The 19,848-nt window shown below is 35.0% G+C and carries 24 protein-coding genes; 23 read left to right on the top strand and 1 reads right to left on the bottom strand.

What is annotated here, in order from left to right:
* Positions 1-166 precede the first annotated feature (166 nt).
* The 21 genes from J2Z81_RS01595 (at position 167) to J2Z81_RS01495 (ending at position 17,516) form a co-directional block, all read left to right on the top strand.
* Complete coding sequence (locus J2Z81_RS01595; RefSeq protein WP_029267861.1) at positions 167-439, top strand: HU family DNA-binding protein; 273 nt, start codon at positions 167-169, stop codon at positions 437-439.
* Between the two features lie 261 nt (positions 440-700).
* Complete coding sequence (locus J2Z81_RS01590) at positions 701-1,495, top strand: heptaprenyl diphosphate synthase component 1 (protein ID WP_051681408.1); 795 nt, start codon at positions 701-703, stop codon at positions 1,493-1,495.
* Between the two features lie 3 nt (positions 1,496-1,498).
* Complete coding sequence (gene menG, locus J2Z81_RS01585) at positions 1,499-2,209, top strand: demethylmenaquinone methyltransferase (RefSeq protein ID WP_029267866.1); 711 nt, start codon at positions 1,499-1,501, stop codon at positions 2,207-2,209.
* Between the two features lie 44 nt (positions 2,210-2,253).
* The gene (hepT, locus tag J2Z81_RS01580) at positions 2,254-3,225 is read left to right on the top strand and encodes a heptaprenyl diphosphate synthase component II (protein ID WP_029267868.1); all 972 of its coding nucleotides are present in this window, start codon (positions 2,254-2,256) and stop codon (positions 3,223-3,225) included.
* 81 nt (positions 3,226-3,306) lie between these two features.
* Positions 3,307-3,753: a nucleoside-diphosphate kinase gene (gene ndk / locus J2Z81_RS01575; RefSeq protein ID WP_029267870.1), complete on the top strand. Its 447-nt coding sequence runs from the start codon at positions 3,307-3,309 to the stop codon at positions 3,751-3,753.
* Positions 3,754-3,855: 102 nt separating this feature from the next.
* Positions 3,856-4,629 (top strand): CheR family methyltransferase, encoded by a 774-nt coding sequence (locus tag J2Z81_RS01570; RefSeq protein ID WP_226370584.1) that lies wholly within the window; start codon positions 3,856-3,858, stop codon positions 4,627-4,629.
* A 178-nt stretch (positions 4,630-4,807) separates the two neighbouring features.
* Positions 4,808-5,974: a chorismate synthase gene (gene aroC / locus J2Z81_RS01565; RefSeq protein WP_029267874.1), complete on the top strand. Its 1,167-nt coding sequence runs from the start codon at positions 4,808-4,810 to the stop codon at positions 5,972-5,974.
* Positions 5,974-7,056, top strand: coding sequence for a 3-dehydroquinate synthase (gene aroB / locus J2Z81_RS01560; RefSeq protein ID WP_029267876.1), 1,083 nt, complete (start codon positions 5,974-5,976; stop codon positions 7,054-7,056). The genes aroC and aroB overlap by 1 nt, the downstream gene beginning before the upstream one ends.
* Positions 7,057-7,097: 41 nt before the next feature.
* Positions 7,098-7,463: a chorismate mutase gene (gene aroH, locus J2Z81_RS01555; RefSeq protein ID WP_029267878.1), complete on the top strand. Its 366-nt coding sequence runs from the start codon at positions 7,098-7,100 to the stop codon at positions 7,461-7,463.
* A gap of 13 nt (positions 7,464-7,476) precedes the next feature.
* Entirely contained in the window at positions 7,477-8,580 is a 1,104-nt protein-coding gene (hisC, locus tag J2Z81_RS01550) for a histidinol-phosphate transaminase (RefSeq protein WP_029267880.1), read from the top strand.
* Positions 8,577-9,680, top strand: coding sequence for a prephenate dehydrogenase (locus tag J2Z81_RS01545; RefSeq protein ID WP_029267882.1), 1,104 nt, complete (start codon positions 8,577-8,579; stop codon positions 9,678-9,680). The genes hisC and J2Z81_RS01545 overlap by 4 nt, the downstream gene beginning before the upstream one ends.
* 29 nt (positions 9,681-9,709) lie before the next feature.
* The gene (gene aroA / locus J2Z81_RS01540; RefSeq protein ID WP_029267884.1) at positions 9,710-11,002 is read left to right on the top strand and encodes a 3-phosphoshikimate 1-carboxyvinyltransferase; all 1,293 of its coding nucleotides are present in this window, start codon (positions 9,710-9,712) and stop codon (positions 11,000-11,002) included.
* Positions 11,003-11,127: 125 nt separating this feature from the next.
* A complete protein-coding gene (locus tag J2Z81_RS01535; RefSeq protein ID WP_029267886.1) occupies positions 11,128-12,390 on the top strand; it encodes a tetratricopeptide repeat protein in 1,263 nt (420 codons plus the stop codon).
* Positions 12,391-12,425: 35 nt separating this feature from the next.
* Entirely contained in the window at positions 12,426-13,001 is a 576-nt protein-coding gene (locus J2Z81_RS01530; RefSeq protein WP_029267888.1) for a ReoY family proteolytic degradation factor, read from the top strand.
* A 92-nt stretch (positions 13,002-13,093) separates the two neighbouring features.
* Positions 13,094-13,552 (top strand): YpiF family protein, encoded by a 459-nt coding sequence (locus J2Z81_RS01525; protein ID WP_029267890.1) that lies wholly within the window; start codon positions 13,094-13,096, stop codon positions 13,550-13,552.
* A gap of 155 nt (positions 13,553-13,707) precedes the next feature.
* On the top strand, positions 13,708-14,238 hold the full coding sequence (locus tag J2Z81_RS01520; RefSeq protein ID WP_029267891.1) for a QcrA and Rieske domain-containing protein: 531 nt from the start codon (positions 13,708-13,710) through the stop codon (positions 14,236-14,238).
* A gap of 6 nt (positions 14,239-14,244) precedes the next feature.
* A complete protein-coding gene (gene qcrB, locus J2Z81_RS01515; RefSeq protein ID WP_029267893.1) occupies positions 14,245-14,919 on the top strand; it encodes a menaquinol-cytochrome c reductase cytochrome b subunit in 675 nt (224 codons plus the stop codon).
* 15 nt (positions 14,920-14,934) lie between these two features.
* Complete coding sequence (locus J2Z81_RS01510) at positions 14,935-15,711, top strand: menaquinol-cytochrome c reductase cytochrome b/c subunit (RefSeq protein ID WP_029267895.1); 777 nt, start codon at positions 14,935-14,937, stop codon at positions 15,709-15,711.
* Positions 15,712-15,845: 134 nt separating this feature from the next.
* Positions 15,846-16,421 (top strand): DUF1405 domain-containing protein, encoded by a 576-nt coding sequence (locus J2Z81_RS01505; protein WP_029267897.1) that lies wholly within the window; start codon positions 15,846-15,848, stop codon positions 16,419-16,421.
* A gap of 90 nt (positions 16,422-16,511) precedes the next feature.
* Complete coding sequence (locus J2Z81_RS16030) at positions 16,512-16,775, top strand: sporulation protein YpjB (RefSeq protein ID WP_226374312.1); 264 nt, start codon at positions 16,512-16,514, stop codon at positions 16,773-16,775.
* A gap of 60 nt (positions 16,776-16,835) precedes the next feature.
* Positions 16,836-17,516, top strand: coding sequence for a zinc metallopeptidase (locus J2Z81_RS01495; RefSeq protein WP_029267899.1), 681 nt, complete (start codon positions 16,836-16,838; stop codon positions 17,514-17,516).
* 66 nt (positions 17,517-17,582) lie between these two features.
* Here the strand turns inward: J2Z81_RS01495 and J2Z81_RS01490 are convergent, their stop codons facing one another.
* Positions 17,583-18,455 (bottom strand): YitT family protein, encoded by an 873-nt coding sequence (locus tag J2Z81_RS01490; protein WP_029267900.1) that lies wholly within the window; start codon positions 18,453-18,455, stop codon positions 17,583-17,585.
* Between the two features lie 195 nt (positions 18,456-18,650).
* Here J2Z81_RS01490 and J2Z81_RS01485 point away from each other — a divergent pair, with 195 nt between their 5' ends.
* A complete protein-coding gene (locus J2Z81_RS01485; RefSeq protein WP_390337598.1) occupies positions 18,651-18,968 on the top strand; it encodes a nucleotide pyrophosphohydrolase in 318 nt (105 codons plus the stop codon).
* Positions 18,969-18,996: 28 nt separating this feature from the next.
* Positions 18,997-19,800 carry a 4-hydroxy-tetrahydrodipicolinate reductase gene (dapB, locus tag J2Z81_RS01480; RefSeq protein WP_084179052.1) on the top strand — a complete coding sequence of 268 codons (804 nt, stop codon included), beginning with the start codon at positions 18,997-18,999 and terminating at the stop codon, positions 19,798-19,800.
* The last annotated feature ends 48 nt before the right edge of the window (positions 19,801-19,848 follow it).

The raw sequence follows: 19,848 nt of genomic DNA, 5'->3' as shown, positions 1-19,848 counted from the left end.
ATAGATAAAAATTGTTGAATTTTATTTTGAAGTCAGTTAAGATAAGCCTTGTCATCCATTGATATAGATGGCTTGTAAGTTTAAAAGGTTGTAATTTGGTGAATAAATAATAAGAGTCTTATTATTTATTAGTGACAATTAAAAATATTGGGAGGAGGTGAATGTCATGAATAAAACAGACTTAGTAAATGCAGTGGCTGAAAAAAGCGAACTTTCAAAAAAGGATGCTGGTAAGGCTGTTGACGCAGTTTTTGAAACTGTCATGGATTCACTTAAAGATGGTGAAAAAGTACAACTAATTGGTTTCGGTAACTTTGAGGTACGTGAGCGTTCAGCTCGTAAAGGCCGTAACCCGCAAACTGGAGAAGAAATTGAAATCCCAGCAAGTAAAGTTCCTGCTTTTAAACCAGGTAAAGCCCTTAAAGATGCTGTAAAATAACATTACATAGGGCAAAAGGGTGCGTTTAAAACGTACCCTTTTTTATGTGTATATATGGACAACCTGCCTAATTTGTAGTACATATATTGCTTTTAAGATTATAGGTAAAATGCAAACAACTCTTCCAACAGGTATGAGGAAATAATTAATCATTTATAAACTATAATGGAGTCTTGCCATCTTTATTTTTTTGGTTATGATGATATATAATTTGTGCTATAATAACATTAAAGTTTGAATGAAAGGACCTAGGTGGTTGCTTTGCATGGCTCTAGACAAGAAATAGAAGAACTAAAAGTGCTGATTGAAGATAAAATGCAGCATACATATTTAGATAAAAACATAGAAAAATCGATGATAGATGAGGAAAAACTTTGTATCTTAAACGCAATGATAAATAATACATCTATGAAAGCTTCCGAAAAAAAGCAGACCATTATTACAACGATGCTAGTACAAATAGCATTAGATACCCATGATATGGTGCCCATATCCAATGATGAAAAAGAAAGTGAAGCAACCAGAGTTTCAAAACAATTAACAGTTTTAGCTGGTGATTACTATAGTGGCCTATATTATTTTCTGTTGTCGGAGCTGAAAGCTTATGATATGATACAGGTTCTTGCTTCAGCAATTAAAGAAATTAATGAATACAAAATGAAGCTATACTATAGAGAATTAGACTCTTTTGAAAGCTATATTTTACTTTTGAAAAAAATAGAATCATTATTGATTCTTCAAATCGCCGAGTATATAAAAAAACCTGTGTTAATACCGATTATTGAAGAATGGTTAGTGACGAAAAGATTAATGGAGGAAACAAATAATTTTGATAATAATCGTTTCTCTCCAATCATTCATACGTGGTTGAATTTTTCAAAAGAGCAAGATGATTCATCGATAGTAACGAGCATGAAAGATATCATTATAAAGAACACAAACCGAATAGAAGAACACACATTACGGCTTTCTGATCAGCATAAATTATTTAAAACATACATCCTTTCTGGTTTAAAAAAGCTGGGAGATAAAACCTCTGTGATGGAAGAAGGGTAAGATATGTACGGACAATCCAAAGAAGAACGTGTACATCACGTATTTGAAAATATATATAAAAAGTACGACAAGATGAATTCAATCATTTCTTTTCAAAAGCACAAGACATGGAGAAAAGATGTAATGAAACTAATGCAAGTTCAAGAGGGGGCAAGCGCCCTTGATGTTTGTTGCGGAACAGGAGATTGGTCCATCGCTCTTGCTAAAGCAGTAGGTGCTAATGGAAAGGTAATTGGCCTGGACTTCAGCGAGAATATGCTTTTAGTCGCTAAAGAAAAGAAAAAACAACTACCGCCTAACAAACGACTTCAATTCATTCATGGTAATGCAATGAAACTGCCATTTGACGATAATACATTTGATTACGTCACAATTGGCTTTGGTTTGCGCAATGTTCCAGACTATCAAACCGTTTTAGAAGAGCTCTATCGGGTTGTTAAACCAAACGGAAAAGTTGTTTGTTTGGAAACTTCCCAACCCACTATTTTCGGATTCCGGCAAATTTATTACTTATACTTTCGTTTTATTATGCCTCTACTTGGCAGATTGTTTGCAAAGAGTTATGATGAATACGCTTGGCTACACGAATCAGCAAAAAGCTTCCCTGATAAAAATGAGCTAAAGCAGATGTTTCTGCAAGCTGGATTTTCTAAAGTTAAGATGAAGACTTATACAGGTGGTGTAGCAGCAATGCATATGGGGATTAAAAGATAATTTCAAATAATAATAAGTGGACAGAATATTAAAAGGTGACACGCATGAAACTAGCCAAAACATACGGATATTTAAAAAAAGATTTGGATATTATTGAAGATGCTTTAAATGAAGCTATCCAGGCAAGGCATCCAGTGCTGAGAAAAGCATCAACGCAATTACTGCAAGCGGGAGGAAAGCGTATTCGTCCTGTTTTTGTTTTGTTATCAGGCAGGTTTGGTCATTATGATATAAACCGCATTAAAACTGTCGCCGTTTCCCTGGAATTAATACATATGGCTACGCTTGTCCATGATGATGTAATTGATGAAGCGGAATTACGAAGAGGAAAGCCCACTATAAAACAGCTTTATGGCAATAGAGTTGCTATGTATACGGGTGACTATATACTTGCACGTGCATTGGAGCATATTACAACTATCAAAGAGCCAGGCATTCATCATCTACTCTCAGAATCTCTAGTAGAAGTAGTTATTGGAGAAATAGAACAAATTAAAGACAAGTATATATGGGAACAGAACCTGCGCGATTATTTACGTAGAATCAAACGTAAAACAGCTTTATTAATTGCAACGAGCTGCAAATTGGGAGCTATAGCTACAGGAGTAACCGAGAAGGAAGCAAATATGTTATATCGATATGGATATTATATTGGAATGTCCTATCAGATTATAGATGATATTCTCGATTTCACCTCTTCAGCAAAAGTACTTGGTAAACCTGTAGGAAACGACCTATTACAAGGAAATGTGACACTACCTGTATTAATTGCTATGAGAGATATAGGGTTTAAAAATGAACTTAAAAAAACCTTCTCCAATCCTGAAACAATAGATACAGATCACTTTAACCATTTGCTGGATTTACTGAATACAACGAATGCCATTGAGACTGCATATAAATTAAGTAATCAATATTTAGATAAAGCTTTACAAGCGTTAGATTCATTTCCGAATCATAAAGCAAAACTAACTTTAGTAAATATCGCAAAATATATCGGAAAAAGGCGCTCCTAACTTTGTCTTTTTCGCTATAATTTGCTAAAATTCTAATTGCTGTGCACAATATTCTACTATACATATTGAAGAGGTGTTAAAATGGAAAAGACATTTTTAATGGTTAAACCAGACGGTGTGCAACGAAATTTGATTGGAGAAATCACTAGCAGATTTGAAAAGAAAGGCTTTAAATTAGTAGGGGCTAAATTAATGATTATTTCAGATGAGCTCGCTAAAAACCATTACGGTGAACATAAAGATCGACCATTCTTTGGTGAACTAGTTGATTTTATTACTTCTGCACCCGTTTTTGCAATGGTTTGGGAAGGTGAAGGAGTAATTAAAATCGCACGTGATATGATGGGTTCAACAAATCCACAAGAAGCAGCAACAGGAACTATTCGTGGCGATTTCGGTATGACTGTTGGAAAAAACGTCATTCATGGATCTGATTCTCCAGAAAGTGCTGAAAGAGAAATCAACTTATTTTTTGATGAAAAAGAAGTACTAAGCTACTCTAAAAACGATAGTGCTTGGGTGTACTAACAAAAATAGCAGCTTTTAAAGGTAACTTTGCTGCTTGAGCTTAGATGAAAACCTCCGTTATGACGGAGGTTTTTTTACAAAAACAAAGAGAGGCACACTGAAATGTCACAAGAATATATTGATTTCGTTGAGCACATTAAATCAAAATTAGGTATTGATTTAAATTTATATAAACAGGCACAAATGCAACGTCGGATTACTTCATTACGTAACAAGAATGGGTATACAAATTTTCCGGCATACTATAAGGCACTGGATAAAAGTAAACCTTTACTAAAAGAATTTATCGATCGAATAACAATCAACGTATCTGAATTTTTTCGAAACGTAAAAAGTTGGGAAACGTTAAAAAAGGATATTTTTCCATTTATAATAAAAGATAATAAAAAAATAAGTATTTGGAGTGCCGCATGCTCAACTGGAGAAGAAGCCTATAGCATTGCAATCATGATGAAGGAATATTTTCCACATATTGCTTATGAAATTTTAGCTACAGATATCGATCAAAATGTACTTGATAAAGCTAAACAGGGAATTTATCAAGAGAAAGCTTTAAAAGAGGTTCCATTTATATTAAAGCGCAAATATTTCCATAAAAATAATGATCTCTTTTACATAAATCATACACTTAAACAAAACATTACATTTAAAAAACATAACTTATTAGCAGATCGTTATCCTCAAAATATTCAACTCATTCTTTGTCGAAATGTGTTAATTTACTTTACAGATGAAGCTAAAGAATCGATATATCATAAATTTAGCAGCGTATTAGCTCCAAGCGGGATTTTATTCATAGGAAGTACAGAACAAATTTTTAACCCACAAAAATATCATTTATCTTTATTAGAAACTTTTTTTTATCAAAAGAAATAATGCTCTTAAACTGGAGCATTTTTTGTTTTATTAAAATATAAAAATTTGCATAAATCTACAGAAACAATTATAATTAAAATTTATATTTTACTATAAATAAATATATTTTAAAATTGTACCAAAATTAAATAAAAATATGATATAGTAATACAAAATTAATTTAGATGGAGGATGTTTTATGCGCTATTTAACTGCAGGAGAATCACACGGAAAACAATTAACCACAATCATTGAAGGAATTCCAGCGCGCATGCCTTTAGTGCAAGAAGATATTAACAGCTCATTGTTGCGTAGACAAAAAGGCTATGGAAGAGGAAAAAGAATGCAAATTGAAAAAGATTTGGTGGATATAACAGGCGGTGTTCGTCACGGTTATACATTAGGTTCACCAATATCCCTTGTCGTGCATAATGATGATTTTAAACACTGGATTGATATTATGGGGGAAGACCCCATCGAAAATAATACTAAATTAAGACGTGTAGTAAGCAGACCTAGACCTGGGCATGCAGATTTAAATGGTGCACTTAAATATGGTCATCGCGATATACGAAATGTTTTGGAAAGATCTTCGGCACGTGAAACTACCGTCCGTGTGGCTGCTGGTGCAGTTGCAAAAACATTGCTAAAGCATTTGGGAATCAAAGTCTGTGGATATGTAAAAGAAATAGGCGGTATATGTGCAAAGGAAAATGAATTTACAATGAAAGAACGTATGGAGATTTCCGAGTCTTCGCCTGTTAGGACTTTAGATGCCGATGCAGAAGTTAAAATGATGGATGCAATTGACCAGGCAAAAAAAGAAGGTGATTCAATTGGTGGTGTTACAGAGGTATATGTAGAGGGAATGCCAGCAGGGATCGGTTCGTATGTACATTACGACAGGAAGCTCGATAGCAAAATAGCTGGCAGTGTTGTTAGCATTAATGCGTTTAAAGGCGTCGAATTTGGTATTGGATTCCAAGCTGCAAAAATGAATGGCAGTAATGTTCATGATGAAATTGCATGGAACGAGAAACAAGGATATTATCGATCAACCAATCGCCTTGGTGGTTTTGAAGGCGGAATGACAACTGGTATGCCAATTGTTGTAAAAGGGATTATGAAACCAATACCTACATTAATGCTAAAGCCACTACAAAGTGTTGATATTGAAACAAAAGATCCGTTTAAGGCCACTGTTGAGAGGTCGGATGCATGTGCTGTACCTGCTGCAGCAGTAGTAATGGAACATGTTGTAGCATTTGAGCTAGCTAAAGCCATTACAGAACAATTTACAAGCGATCAGTTCCCACAGCTAAAAAAAGCAATAGAAGCGTACCGTGAAGAGACAAGGTGCTTTTAGTGGAACCTATTATAATTCAGTCGAGTTCCCATTCATATGCCATTCATATTGGAGAGAATATCCGATATGACCTTAGTCATTACATAACTAAAAAGTATTCATCTATTCTAGTAGTAACTGATGAAAAAGTGGCTGACCTTTATTTAAACGATCTAATTCAGGTATTACCTCAATCAAACATTTATTCTATTATCGTACCTGTGGGTGAACAATCAAAAAGCATGGAACAATTTCATCGTATTCAAACCAAAGCGATTGAAAGTCATTTAGATAGAGAATCGCTAATTATTGCTTTAGGCGGTGGTGTTGTAGGAGATTTAGCAGGATTTGCAGCTGCAACCTTTATGCGCGGCATTAATTATATCCAAGTACCTACCACCATTCTAGCTCATGATAGTAGTGTTGGGGGAAAGGTAGCTATCAATCATAAACTGGGTAAAAATTTAATCGGCAGTTTTTATCCCCCAAAAATGGTTGTCTATGATGTAAACACGTTACAATCATTAAAGAAAAAAGAAGTTAGATCTGGTTACGCAGAACTGGTAAAAGAAGCACTTATTGCCAATAAAAGCTTTTTTCATACATTATTAAATACAAACTTAAACCATATTGACAATTTTAAGTTAATTGATCATTTAAAAAAGGGTATAAAGATAAAAGCTAAAATTGTAGAAGAAGACGAGAAAGAAGCTGGAATCAGAAAATACTTAAACCTTGGCCATACATTAGCTCATGCGTTAGAAGCAGAGCTAGGATATGGAACAATTACACATGGTGAAGCAGTAGCACTTGGATTGTTATTTGCACTTTTCGTCAGTGAAAATCATTTTAATAATAAGCTCCCATTAGAGGATCTAAAAAAATGGTTTCAATCAAATAAATATCCATTCCAGTTACCTGCTCTTAACCCGGAAGTATTGATGGCTAAAATGAAATCCGACAAGAAAGCAGTAAATAATAATATTCAGATGGTTCTTTTAAAAGAAATTGCCGAACCTTGTGTGATAGAAGTAGACGATAATGCATTATATTTTCAATTACAGGCATTTCTAGAGTATATCCAAGTAAAAATAAGGAACTAAACTCCCTTCGAAAAATATACTTGAGGAAAGTTGGTGGATAAATGATGCGTGGAATACGCGGTGCTACAACAGTCACTGAAAATAACGAAACTCAAATACTTATAAACACAAAGACACTTGTGGAGGAAATGGTTTCAAAAAATAATGTAATAGTTGAAACAATCTCTCATGTTTTTATATCTGTAACAGAAGATTTAAATGCCACTTTTCCAGCTAAATCCTTACGGCAAATACCTGGCTGGACTTATGTACCTGTTATGTGCATGAAAGAAATTGATGTACCAAATAGCTTATCCCGTTGCATCCGAGTAATGATGGTTGTTAATACAAAGATAGAGCAAGATAGCATACAACATGTTTTTCATAATGATGCAACCCAATTACGACCAGACTTAATACAGAAATGAGGTTAGAAAAATGATGAAAAGTAAACACGCATTAAAAAAGCTTACTCCGTACCAACAAGGAAAACAAACAGAAGAAGTAAAAAGAGAATATGGGCTAGATAGAATAATAAAATTAGCTTCTAATGAAAATCCTTTTGGCTATTCTGATCAAGTTAAAAATTCCCTTTCCTTAGATCACGGTTTAAATACCTATCCTGATGGGCACACTAGCGAACTACGAAATGCACTGGCAAAAAAATTAAATGTCGAGGAAGATCAGATCATCTTTGGAGGCGGATCAGATGAGCTAATCCAGATTATTTCTAGGGCATTTTTATATCCAGGTGTAAATACTGTGATGGCCGCACCTACATTTCCCCAATATAAACATAATGCTACAATTGAGGGAGCAACTATAAAAGAAATTCCAACACTCGATGGATATCACGATTTAAAAGGAATGCTCCAAGCAATCGATGAAAATACAAGTGTTGTTTGGTTATGTACACCAAATAATCCAACAGGATCGCTTATTCCAAAAGAGGAGCTTTATGACTTTATGAATAAATGCCCAAAGCACGTACTTGTTGTACTGGATGAAGCGTATTTTGAATATGTTGAAACGGAATTTGATAGCAAAATAATTGAACATTTTTCAGATTTTCCAAACCTTATATCGCTAAGAACTTTTTCAAAAGCATATGGATTAGCTGGGTTACGTATTGGATACGGAATTGCTAATAAGGAACTTATTGCTAAATTAGAGGTTGCCAGAGGCCCTTTTAACACCTCATCACTAGCTCAAAAAGCAGCTTTGATTGCTTTATCCGATGATGAATTTATTGAGGAGACAGTACAAAGAAATAAAGCAATTAGAGAAAATCTACAGCAATTTTTGAAGGACCTCGGGTGGCATTCCTATGATTCGCAAACTAATTTTATTTTAATCACAACACCGATTGATGGAGAGGAAATGTTCAACTATTTATTAGAAAGAGGGTACATTGTTCGACCTGTTAAGGTATTAGAGGATTCAAACAAAATACGAGTTACTATAGGCAGTGAAGAAGAGATGGATATTTTCAAAGATTTACTACAACATTTACATTCTAGTGTGAGCAAGGAGATAAAATCGTGACACGAACAGTATTAATAGCCGGGTTAGGTTTGATTGGCGGGTCACTTGCTAAAGGAATTGCACTTGCTGGACAAGATCGTGTGATCGGTTATGATGTAAATGCAGAAACACTTGAATATGCATGCAAAAATGATCTCATTCATAAATCTTTTTCCAATTTTAAACAGGCAGCGAGGCAATCCGATATCATTATTTTAGCCACGCCAATATCAAAAACAATCAAATTGATGCAAGAATTAAACAGCATGGTATTTAAGCATGATGTCATTGTATCTGATGTTGCATCTGTTAAAAGCTCGATCATAAAAGAAGCAAACTTGTTATCGAATGATCGCATTATTTTTATTGGCGGTCATCCGATGGCCGGTTCACATAAAAAGGGTGTTACAGCAGCAAAAGAACATTTATTTGAAAACGCTATTTATGTATTAACACCTACTACCTACAAATCCAAAACAAAAGTAGACATACTAAAAGAGACATTAAAACAAACAAAAAGCCATTTTGTTATTTTAGACCCAACCGAACACGATGAAATGACTGGGGTGATTTCCCACTTTCCGCATTTGATTGCATCAGCACTCGTACATCAGGCAAAAAGTTGGGAATCAGCCCATCCATACTTGCCACACTTAGCTGCAGGGGGATTCCGGGACATCACTAGAATAGCGTCGAGCAATCCTGAAATGTGGCAAGATATCTTTTATCATAATCGAGCTAAAATGGTGCATCTTTTAGATGAATGGATAGCTGAAATGACGTCATTGAAAGAGTTGGTAGAAAGAAACAAAAAACAGCATATGATCGCTTACTTACAACAAGCTAAAGATTATAGAGATGGTTTAGGCCAGACTAAAAAGGGAGCTATTCCTTCATTTTACGATTTGTATATTGATATAAGAGACAAACCGGGTGCAATTGCCTCGGTGGTACAGCTACTGGCCAATGAACAAATAAGTATAAAAAATTTACAAATACTGGAAATTCGTGATGGAATTAACGGTGCTCTAAGATTAAGTGTTTCAACACTTGAAGATCAAAAACAAAGCTATCATTTATTACAGAAAGATGGCTTTGAGACAATGATAGAAACCAGTTAAATACATTTATTATGAACAGGGGGGAGAATATGAATGAAGTAACATTACAACCTTGTACCAAAGCGATAGCAGGAGAGATAACAATTCCTGGCGACAAGTCCATTTCTCATCGGGCGGTAATTTTAGGTTCAATGGCAAAAGGAACTACAAGAATTACCAATTTTTTAGATAGTGAAGATTGCAAACGAACCATAAATGCCTTTCAAGCATTAGGTGTATCCATTGATAAAAATGATACGTCGATTCTTGTTGAGAGTAACGGGATTTCGACATTCACAGAACCTCAAACCCCATTGTTCTTTGGAAATTCTGGAACAACGGCTAGATTAATGCTGGGGGTCCTGGCTGGATTACCCTTTTTCTCCACTGTCTATGGAGATCCCTTTTTAACGAAACGACCAATGGATCGTGTAACAATCCCTTTACAAAGAATGGGAACAATTTTCGACGGAAGAGAAAAAGGAGGATATTTACCGCTCTCCGTTAGAGGAGGAGACCTTCAAGGTATTACCTATGCACTTCCCGTAAAGAGTGCCCAAGTAAAATCTGCAATTTTACTAGCTGGTTTATTGGCAAAGGGAGAAACAACTGTTATTGAAGAAACCCCTACAAGAAACCATACGGAGCAAATGTTGCGTGCCTTTGGTGCCGATATAACCATAAAGGGAAATGGGATTACCATAACAAGTCAAAAACATTTGGATGCGACGGATGTTCACGTTCCAGGAGATATTTCCTCCGCTTCTTTCTTTCTGGTTGCGGCCGCAATTGTACCTGGAAGTAATTTAATATTAAGGAACGTAGGTTTAAATAAAACACGAACAGGGATAATTGATGTTCTTAAAAGAATGGGAGCAAATATTCATATCCAAAACCAATCAACGACTAGCGGTGAGGTTTTTGGAGATATTGAAATTACATACGCAAATTTGCGAAGCACGACGATTGAAGGGGATGTTATCCCGCGGTTAATCGACGAAATTCCTGTTATCGCTTTATTGGCTACACAAGCCGAAGGGACTACAATAATTAAAAACGCAGAAGAATTGCGGGTAAAAGAAACAGATCGAATTGCAGCTATTGTAGATAATTTATCCCGATTAGGCGCTAGAATTGAAGCTACACAAGACGGAATGATCATTCAGGGTAAAACTGTTTTACGTGGTGGGAAAATAGCATCTTATCACGACCATAGAATTGCAATGACAAACGTGATTGCCTCACTAATAGCAAGTGAGCCTGTTATCCTCGATGATTCTTCTTCGATTGCCATTTCATATCCGAAATTTTTCGAAGATTTAAAGCTAATACTTAATGAATAAGAAGGAATCTACAAAATAGTAGGTTCCTTTTTTAGCTATCTTATTTGATTGAACAAAAAAGAGCTTTTCTGTATCATAAGGTTTACTAAAGAATTATTGATGTATATAGAGAGGATGTTCCTAAAATGGAAACAGTTATGGAAGCAATCCAATTAATGGAAAATAAACAAACAGATAAGGCGTTAGAACTACTTGAGAATTATTTACCATTATCAAATGATGAAGAAAAATATACAATAGCTGAACTTTATATGAATTGGGGCTTCTTACAAGAGGCAAGGGGTATCCTGACTCAGTTATTACAAATGTATCCAGATGAAAATAACATAAAAATCATACTCGCTGATATATATATAGAATTAGAAGATGATGAAAGAGCAATTAACATATTAAGTGACATTGATATTGATGATCCAACCTATATACAAGCATTACTTCAACTAGCAGATTTGTACCAGGCACAGGGTTTATTCGAAGTTGCAGAACAAAAACTGTTAACAGCAAAACAACTGGAACCAAATGAAGTCATCATCGATTTCGCGCTCGCAGAATTGTTATTTTCGACAGGTGCATACCAAAAAGCAATAACATATTATGAGAAGGTCAAATTAAAAGCAGAAGAAATAGCAACTATTTCGATTAACGAACGATTAGCGGAAGCGTATGCCGCCACAGGCGAATATGAAATCGCCTTGCAATATTTCCAAAACATTGATAATGAAAATGCAGATGCTTTATTTAAATATGGATTTACAGCTTCTCAAGCAAATCGACAAGATATAGCCATTAAAGTATGGGAACAAGTCATTAAAAATGACCCTTATTATCATACTGTTTATGATCAGTTAGCTAAAGCATATGAAGAGGAAGAGCTGATTGAGGAAGCGTATAAAACCGCAAAAAAGGGATTAAAAATTGATGAATATAATAAAGAACTTTATTTTTATGCCGGTGCTTTAGCACATCAACTCAGTAAGAATGCGGAAAGTGAAAGCTATATCCGTGAAGCAATTGCATTAGATCCTGATTATAAAGAAGCAATTATGTTTTTGATTAAAATGTTAAAAGAAAAAGATAAATTTACAGATATTATTGATCTGATAACGAATATAAAAACCGCTGGTGCAAACGATCCATTATACGAATGGGAGCTAGCCCGGGCATTTGTTGAAACTGAATCATATAAAAATGCATTAAAGCATTATACCGAGGCATATAATAGCCTTAACCAAGATAGTGAGTTTTTAAAAGAATATGGATACTTTCTAATCGAAGAAGGGAGGATGAGAGAGGCAATTTCAATTTTAGAATCATATTTAATCCAACAGCCTTTAGATATGGAAGTAGAGGAATATTTAGAGCGCTTAAAACAATCAAATGAAAGTTGATAAAGAGTAAACTTTAAAGGGGGTAGAACATACGGATGCAGACTCCTATTTCCGTACAAGACAAGAAAAGTTTTATTCAATGGTTTTTAAATCATTATCAACTGAAAAAACGTGAAAGCGTCTGGATATTAAATTATTTAGTTAACCATAGTGAAATTTTAGCAAATGTACATTTTGTAAGAGAAGCTAAATTTTGCCCCAGAGGGATCATCATTACTACGTATTGTTCTGATGAGGTACCATTTCGATTTTATAAAAAACAATTAGTAACAACGGATGCTGAGAAATCTTTTCATGATATACGACTAAATCAAGATGAACCTCTATATATCCAGTTAAACTTTAAGAATGCAAAACAAAGTGCTTTTTACGTGGCAGTCTTAGAAGAAAACCCCTATATACCTAATGAATATTTCATTACAAAAAAAGATAAACAAATAGCTAAAAGAATAATGGATAAATCGCTTTTTGATTATAAAAGAAAAACACTTAAACACCAAATTGACTGTGCATTAGATGAAATGAATGAAAAAAAATTCATGGATTTGTCGGAAAAGCTCCGAAAGTTAGAAGAAGCTTATTTGAATCAACCTAAAACACTTATGCAATAGGTTGATTTTTTTTGCATTCATACGATATTATTTAGGAAATAGTATTATATTTTTACATCTTTGCGAAAGAATAGAAAGAAGGTTTAAAAAGCATGAAGTGGAACAAGGAAAATCTCAAGCAATATGTACAAGCTAAGGAATATGTAGACACCATAGTGCTCCCATTAATGCCTTTCCATCTATCACAGAATGCCGAATTAGAAAAAAGCGCATTTCAACGGGAAGTCCTATCCATTTTTTTAACGGAAATCGAACAAGAGCTTACAGGCAGAATAATGTTGACTCCTGATTATAATTATTTAAAAAGTACTGATAAAACAACAGAAGTAGAACGAATTAATGCTTGGATTGAGGAAATAACAACACAACCATTTGAGCATATTTTCTTAATCACATTTGACTCAACTTGGAAAAAACATGAAGAATCTTTAAACGGACATTTACTGTGGCTCCCTGGAATACAATCGGGTGATTTACATTCCAAAGAAATGCACACTTTTATACATGGACAGGTGGAACAAATCAGCGAGCTTATCCAATCCTATTGGTAATAAATTTCACCTCTCAATTAAAGCCTGTTTTTGAATTTTTGAGGTAAAAAAATGAAATATATTGACCAGACAAGTAGTTTAAGCTATTATGGTAATGTCCTAGTAATCTGATTTAACATTATTTGTCCGTGATTATTGTATAAGGGGGGAAAATCATGAGTGAAGAAAAGCAACAAGTATCCCGTCGAACATTTCTGAATTACACACTTACTGGTTTAGGTGGATTTATGGCTGCAGGCATGCTTGTTCCAATGTTACGAATGGCTGTCGACCCAGTTTTACAGACATCAGGTGGTGGCGACTTTACAAATGTTGGCTTGGCTGTTGATGATATAACAACAGAACCACAACGTGTCGACTGGAAAATTGATCAAGTTGATGGATGGTATGAATCAGAAGTTAGTAAATCGGCATGGGTATTTAAGAATGACAAAAACGAAATTGTAGCGTTTTCTCCAGTATGTAAGCACCTTGGTTGTGTCGTATCCTGGGAAGGTAATGAAGATTACCCTAACGAATTTTTCTGTCCTTGTCATAATGGTCGCTATTATAAAGATGGGACGAACGTTCCGCATACTCCACCTTTGGCACCATTGGACGAATATGATCAAAAAATTGAAAATGGAATGTTGTTCCTGGGTAAAGTTAGAACACGAGAAGAGGCAAAACCAAGAGAGGAGGCGTAATAAAACATGCTACAAAAAATATATGACTGGATTGATGACCGCATAGACATTACGCCTATATGGCGTGATATTGCTGACCATGAAGTGCCAGAACACGTTAACCCCGCTCACCATTTTTCAGCATTTGTATACTGTTTCGGTGGCTTAACGTTCTTTGTTGTAGTTATACAGATTCTTTCCGGAATGTTTTTAACGATGTACTATGTACCGGATATTGAAAATGCTTGGAAATCTGTATATTATTTACAAACAGAAGTAGCACATGGTCAAATAGTAAGAGGTATGCACCATTGGGGCGCTAGTGTCGTTGTCGTAATGTTGCTATTACATACGATGCGTGTGTTTTTTCAAGGAGCATATAAAAAACCACGTGAGCTTAACTGGATGGTTGGAGTATTAATTTTCTTTGTTATGCTAGGCTTAGGGTTTACAGGTTATTTATTGCCATGGGATAATAAAGCTTATTTTGCAACGCAGGTTGGGCTTGAAATTGCAGAACAAGTTCCATTTATCGGCACGCATTTAAAAACATTGTTAGCTGGTGATGCAGATATCGTTGGTGCTCAAACGTTAACTCGATTTTTTGCAATTCACGTATTCTTCTTACCAGCAGCATTATTTGGATTATTAGCAGTACATTTCATCTTAATTCGCAGACAAGGTATTGCTGGACCACTATAAAAAGGAGGGATAACTGTGCAAAGAGGAAAAGGTATGAAGTTTGTCGGAGACTCACGAATTTCTGCTGAAAGTAAACCAAATATACCCAAAGACTATTCCGAGTATCCTGGGAGAACAGAAGCTTTTTGGCCCAACTTTTTATTGAAAGAATGGTTAGTAGGATCAGTATTTTTAGTTGGATTCCTTAGCTTAACACTAGCACATCCTTCTCCATTAGAAGGGGTTGCAGATCCAACCGACGCTGCCTATATACCATTGCCGGACTGGTACTTCTTGTTCTTATATGAACTTTTAAAATATGACTTTGCAAGTGGACCGTATGTATTATTTGGTATTCTAATTATCCCTGGTTTAGCATTTGGTGGACTATTACTGGCACCATTTCTAGACAAAGGACCTGGACGCAGACCACACCGACGTCCAATCGCTGTTACAATGATGCTGCTAGGATTAGCCTCTGTTATATGGCTAACTTATGAATCTGCAGCTGCAGTTGACTGGGAGGCACGTGCTGAAGAGAACAAACCTGTACCAGAATCAGACATAGAAATTGATCAAGAAGATCCGGGATATGCTATTTTTGAATCAAACTGTATGTCCTGTCATGGAGAAGATCTTTCTGGAGGAAGTGCAGGACCGTCCTTAATTGGAACCGAACACTCTCCTGAAGAAATAGGAGATATAGCAAAAAATGGTATCGGAAGTATGCCAGCAGATCAATTTACAGGGTCAGATGAGGAATTAAAGCAATTAGTTGATTTTATTGTTTCGGTGAATGAACAGGCTGAATAAAAAACGAAACTAAAAGAAGAACATCTTTGCCATGTATCGGTAAAGATGTTCTTTTCATCTAATTAGCTGTTTCGAACTCTCTTTATTAGTAATAAGTTTGCATCCTATTTCCATTTAAAGAAAGGGCATTTTCCATGATTAAATATATTTTGCTTGATAAAAGATTTTTACTTGGACTTTTTTTGATTAACCTAATTGGAACCATATACGGTTTTGTTTGGTATAAAAGCCAATTAGCCATAACCCCTGGTATCTTTTTAGCTTTTGTGCCTGATAGTCCTACAGCAAGTTTATTCTTTACCATTTTCTTATTATTTTTCTTATTTAATAAAAACACACCATACATAGAGGCACTTGCCATGATTACCTTGTTTAAATATGGTGTTTGGGCTGTAATTATGAACTTTCTCACATTAATTCTAAGTGGTAATTTGGGCTGGGAAGGCTATATGTTAATGATTTCCCATGGTGCAATGGCAATTCAAGGATTATTATATGCCCCTTATTATGCAATTAGATTAAAACATATTGCCGTTGCAGCAATTTGGACATTACATAATGACATCATTGACTACGTTTTTGAAATGATGCCGGTTTATTCATCATTAACAAAATACATGAACGAAATAGGCTACTTCACTTTTTGGCTAAGTATTATCTCAATTATTATTACTTATCGTTTAACACTTTCTTCAAAACATAGCTTCTAGATTTTTCTATGGTGTAAAAGTAAATTGTTATATCTTCCTACTTCCTCACATACATTAGTATAACAAGATGGATGCGAGGTGATCTCTATGGTGAAGATTGTTAAAACTCAGATACAATTACTCGTCATCATACTCGTAGGGATTATTATTTATTTTATAACCAATATTAATCCAATAGAAGCGGCTGAACAACCTCCACCAGAACCTGCTACAGCACCTAAGAAAGATTCTGAAATGATTCCTTTTTATTGGATGATTATTATTGTTGGAGGATGTATAGCTTTTACATTATCCTATGTTAGTTGGAGAAAATATAAAGGCGAAGAAAAAAAAGAAAAGGATTCAAATAGTTGACGTTAATCCTATTTTTGACTAAAATTGACCTATGGATATAGTAAAATAGGAGGAATGAATATGTCACTGGGTGGTTATATTATTTATATTGCCCTGCTTATGATTATTCCATTGTGGGCGCAATCTAAAGTCAAAAAAACATATAAAAAATATTCAAAAATACCAACATCATCAACAATGACAGGTGCAGAAGTTGCACGTACAATTCTAGATGACAATGGATTATATGATGTCCAAATTGAAGAAACAAAAGGGGTGCTTTCTGATCACTATGACCCTCGAAAAAAAGTAGTTCGACTCTCTAGTGATAATTATCATGGCCACTCAATGGCTTCCTCAGCTATTGCTGCACATGAAGTCGGACATGCAATTCAAGATGGAGAAGAATATGCATTTTTACGATTCAGAAGTGCATTAGTACCCGTTGCAAGTTTAGGGTCAAATATGTCGTTTTTTCTTATTCTAGCAGGCTTTATTTTTGGTATGATGAATTTAGTGCTATTTGGTATTATTTTTATGTCCGCTGCCGTTTTATTTCAGCTTGTAACATTGCCTGTTGAATTTAATGCTTCAAGTAGAGCGATGACACAATTAATATCAACAGGTATTATTAAAAACAATGAAGAACGCGAAACCAAAAAAGTTTTAAATGCAGCAGCACTAACATATGTTGCAGCAGCGCTAGTAGCAGTCGCTGAATTAATCCGATTTGTGATGATGTTTTTGGCAAGTAATGAATAAAAAAATGGCCGTCACGGAAGACGGTCATTTTTTTATTCAACTATTCCGACAATTGTTTCACATATTTCAAGTATTAATCGGGTTTTTATTTTCATCTAATGTAAATCCTTCTCCAGCAACATCATGCACAGAGCTTATTGCAACAAATGCGTGGGGATCAATGGTATTAATCAAATTCTTTAAACGTACGATTTCGTTCCTTCCAACAACACAGTATAAAACATCCCGGCTTTCTTTTGTGAAACTGCCCCTTCCAGCTAAAACGGTGACGCCACGATCCATATCCACGTTAATTTTTTCCGCTATTTCATCACTTCTCCCAGAGATTATCGTAGCACCCCGAGCAGCATAAGCTCCCTCTTGAATAAAATCAATTACTCGAGAAGCGATGAAAACAGCCACAAGTGTATACATTCCTTCCACTAAATCTAAAATCACAAATACGGATGTGGTAATAACAACAAAATCAAATGCAAACATCGTCTTTCCCATACTCCATCCTACATATTTGTGGACAAGCCGTGCTATAATGTCCACCCCTCCGGTAGTGCCTCCATAACGAAAAATAATACCCAGGCCAACTCCAATAAATACACCAGCAAAAAGGGACGCTAACGTCATATCTGATTGTAAATAAGTAGGAAATGGGTTAATTTGAAAAACACTTAAAAAAAGAGATACAGCCACTGTTCCAATTATGGTATAAAGAAATGTATTTCGTCCAAGAAATTTCCATCCAATAAAAAATACTGGAATATTAAGTACGAGATTTGATATTGCAGGGTCTAAATCCCAAAGAAAATACAAAAGTAGCGTAATACCGGTAAATCCACCCTCACTCAGATTATTCTGCATATTAAAATGAACAATTCCAAAAGAGAAAATAGCTGAACCAAATAAAATAAAAAATATATTTTTAAATTTTAAGCCGAAAATCATATAAATGAACCTCCCATTTATATATTTCTTTTCCAAAACAAATGATTGCTTTTACTCATTATAATTCATTATGTATTCCTTGCACAATCCTATGCAATTTATTTAAACAGAATATATCATTTGTCAAAGAGGCTTCTTTTAGCTAACATAATAGAAGAATAAATCATAAAAGGGGATTTTACTATCAATAAAGTTATATACAATACGAAAGATATACAAAAACGTGTCGATGACTACATATCGCAATTTAAGGAAGGTTATTTTTCCCCGTTAAGTTTAATGGCTCGCTTAACGGAAGAAGTTGGAGAATTAGCACGTGAAATAAATCATTCCCATGGGGAAAAGCCTAAAAAAGCAACAGAACCAGAAAAAACAGTAGAAGAGGAGCTCGGTGATATAATATTTGTCCTCACTTGTTTTGCAAACTCCCTCGATATTGATTTATCAAAAGCCTTCGAATCTTCTATAACAAAATTTGAAACAAGAGATAAGAATCGGTGGACACGCAAATGAATAATAATAAATTGGGGGGCCTACAATGATGAACATTAAAGTAATTATAGCTGGACCGCGGGGGAAAATGGGTTCAGAAGCAGTTAATATGGTTTATCATGAAGCTAACTTTGAACTAGTTGCTTGTATCGATCGAAAGAATAATGGAAAACAAGTAAAAGATATTGAAGGTTTGCCAGATATTGAAATACCTATATTTGATAACCCAAATGAATGCTTTCAAAATGTGAATGCAGATGTGTTTGTCGATTTGACGATACCAGAAATCGGCTTTGAACATACAAAATTGGCATTACAATACAACATTCGTCCCGTTATAGGTACTACTGGATTTACAAAGGACCAAATTACGGAGCTCACCTACTTATCAAATGATAAACAGATCGGTTGTCTTATTGCTCCCAACTTTGCAATAGGCGCAGTACTTATGATGCAATTCGCACAAATGGCGGCAAAATTTTTCCCAGATGTAGAAATTATTGAAAAGCATCATGACCAAAAATTAGATGCCCCGTCCGGAACAGCAATCAAAACCGCTGAACTTATCATGGATACAAGAAATGCAAAAAATCAAGGACATCCAGAAGAAAAAGAAACATTGCAGGGGGCACGCGGAGCCAATATTGATGGTATGCGAATTCATAGTATGCGATTACCAGGACTTGTAGCACATCAAGAAGTTGCATTTGGCAGCTCTGGACAAACCCTTACCATCAAGCATGATTCTTATAACCGGCAAAGCTTTATGGAAGGAATCAAGTTTGCAATAGAAGAAGTGATGCTCTTAAAAGGACTTATTTATGGCTTAGAAAACATACTGCTTAACAAATAACATCCTATCCTCTTATATAGACAGATACTGCATTTTCCCATGGAAGTG

This window comes from Virgibacillus alimentarius (assembly GCF_017874635.1).
Classification (GTDB): domain Bacteria; phylum Bacillota; class Bacilli; order Bacillales; family Amphibacillaceae; genus Virgibacillus_B; species Virgibacillus_B alimentarius.
The sequence above is the reverse complement of the archived record's forward strand: the minus strand, read 5'-3'. Positions and strand labels throughout refer to the sequence as shown.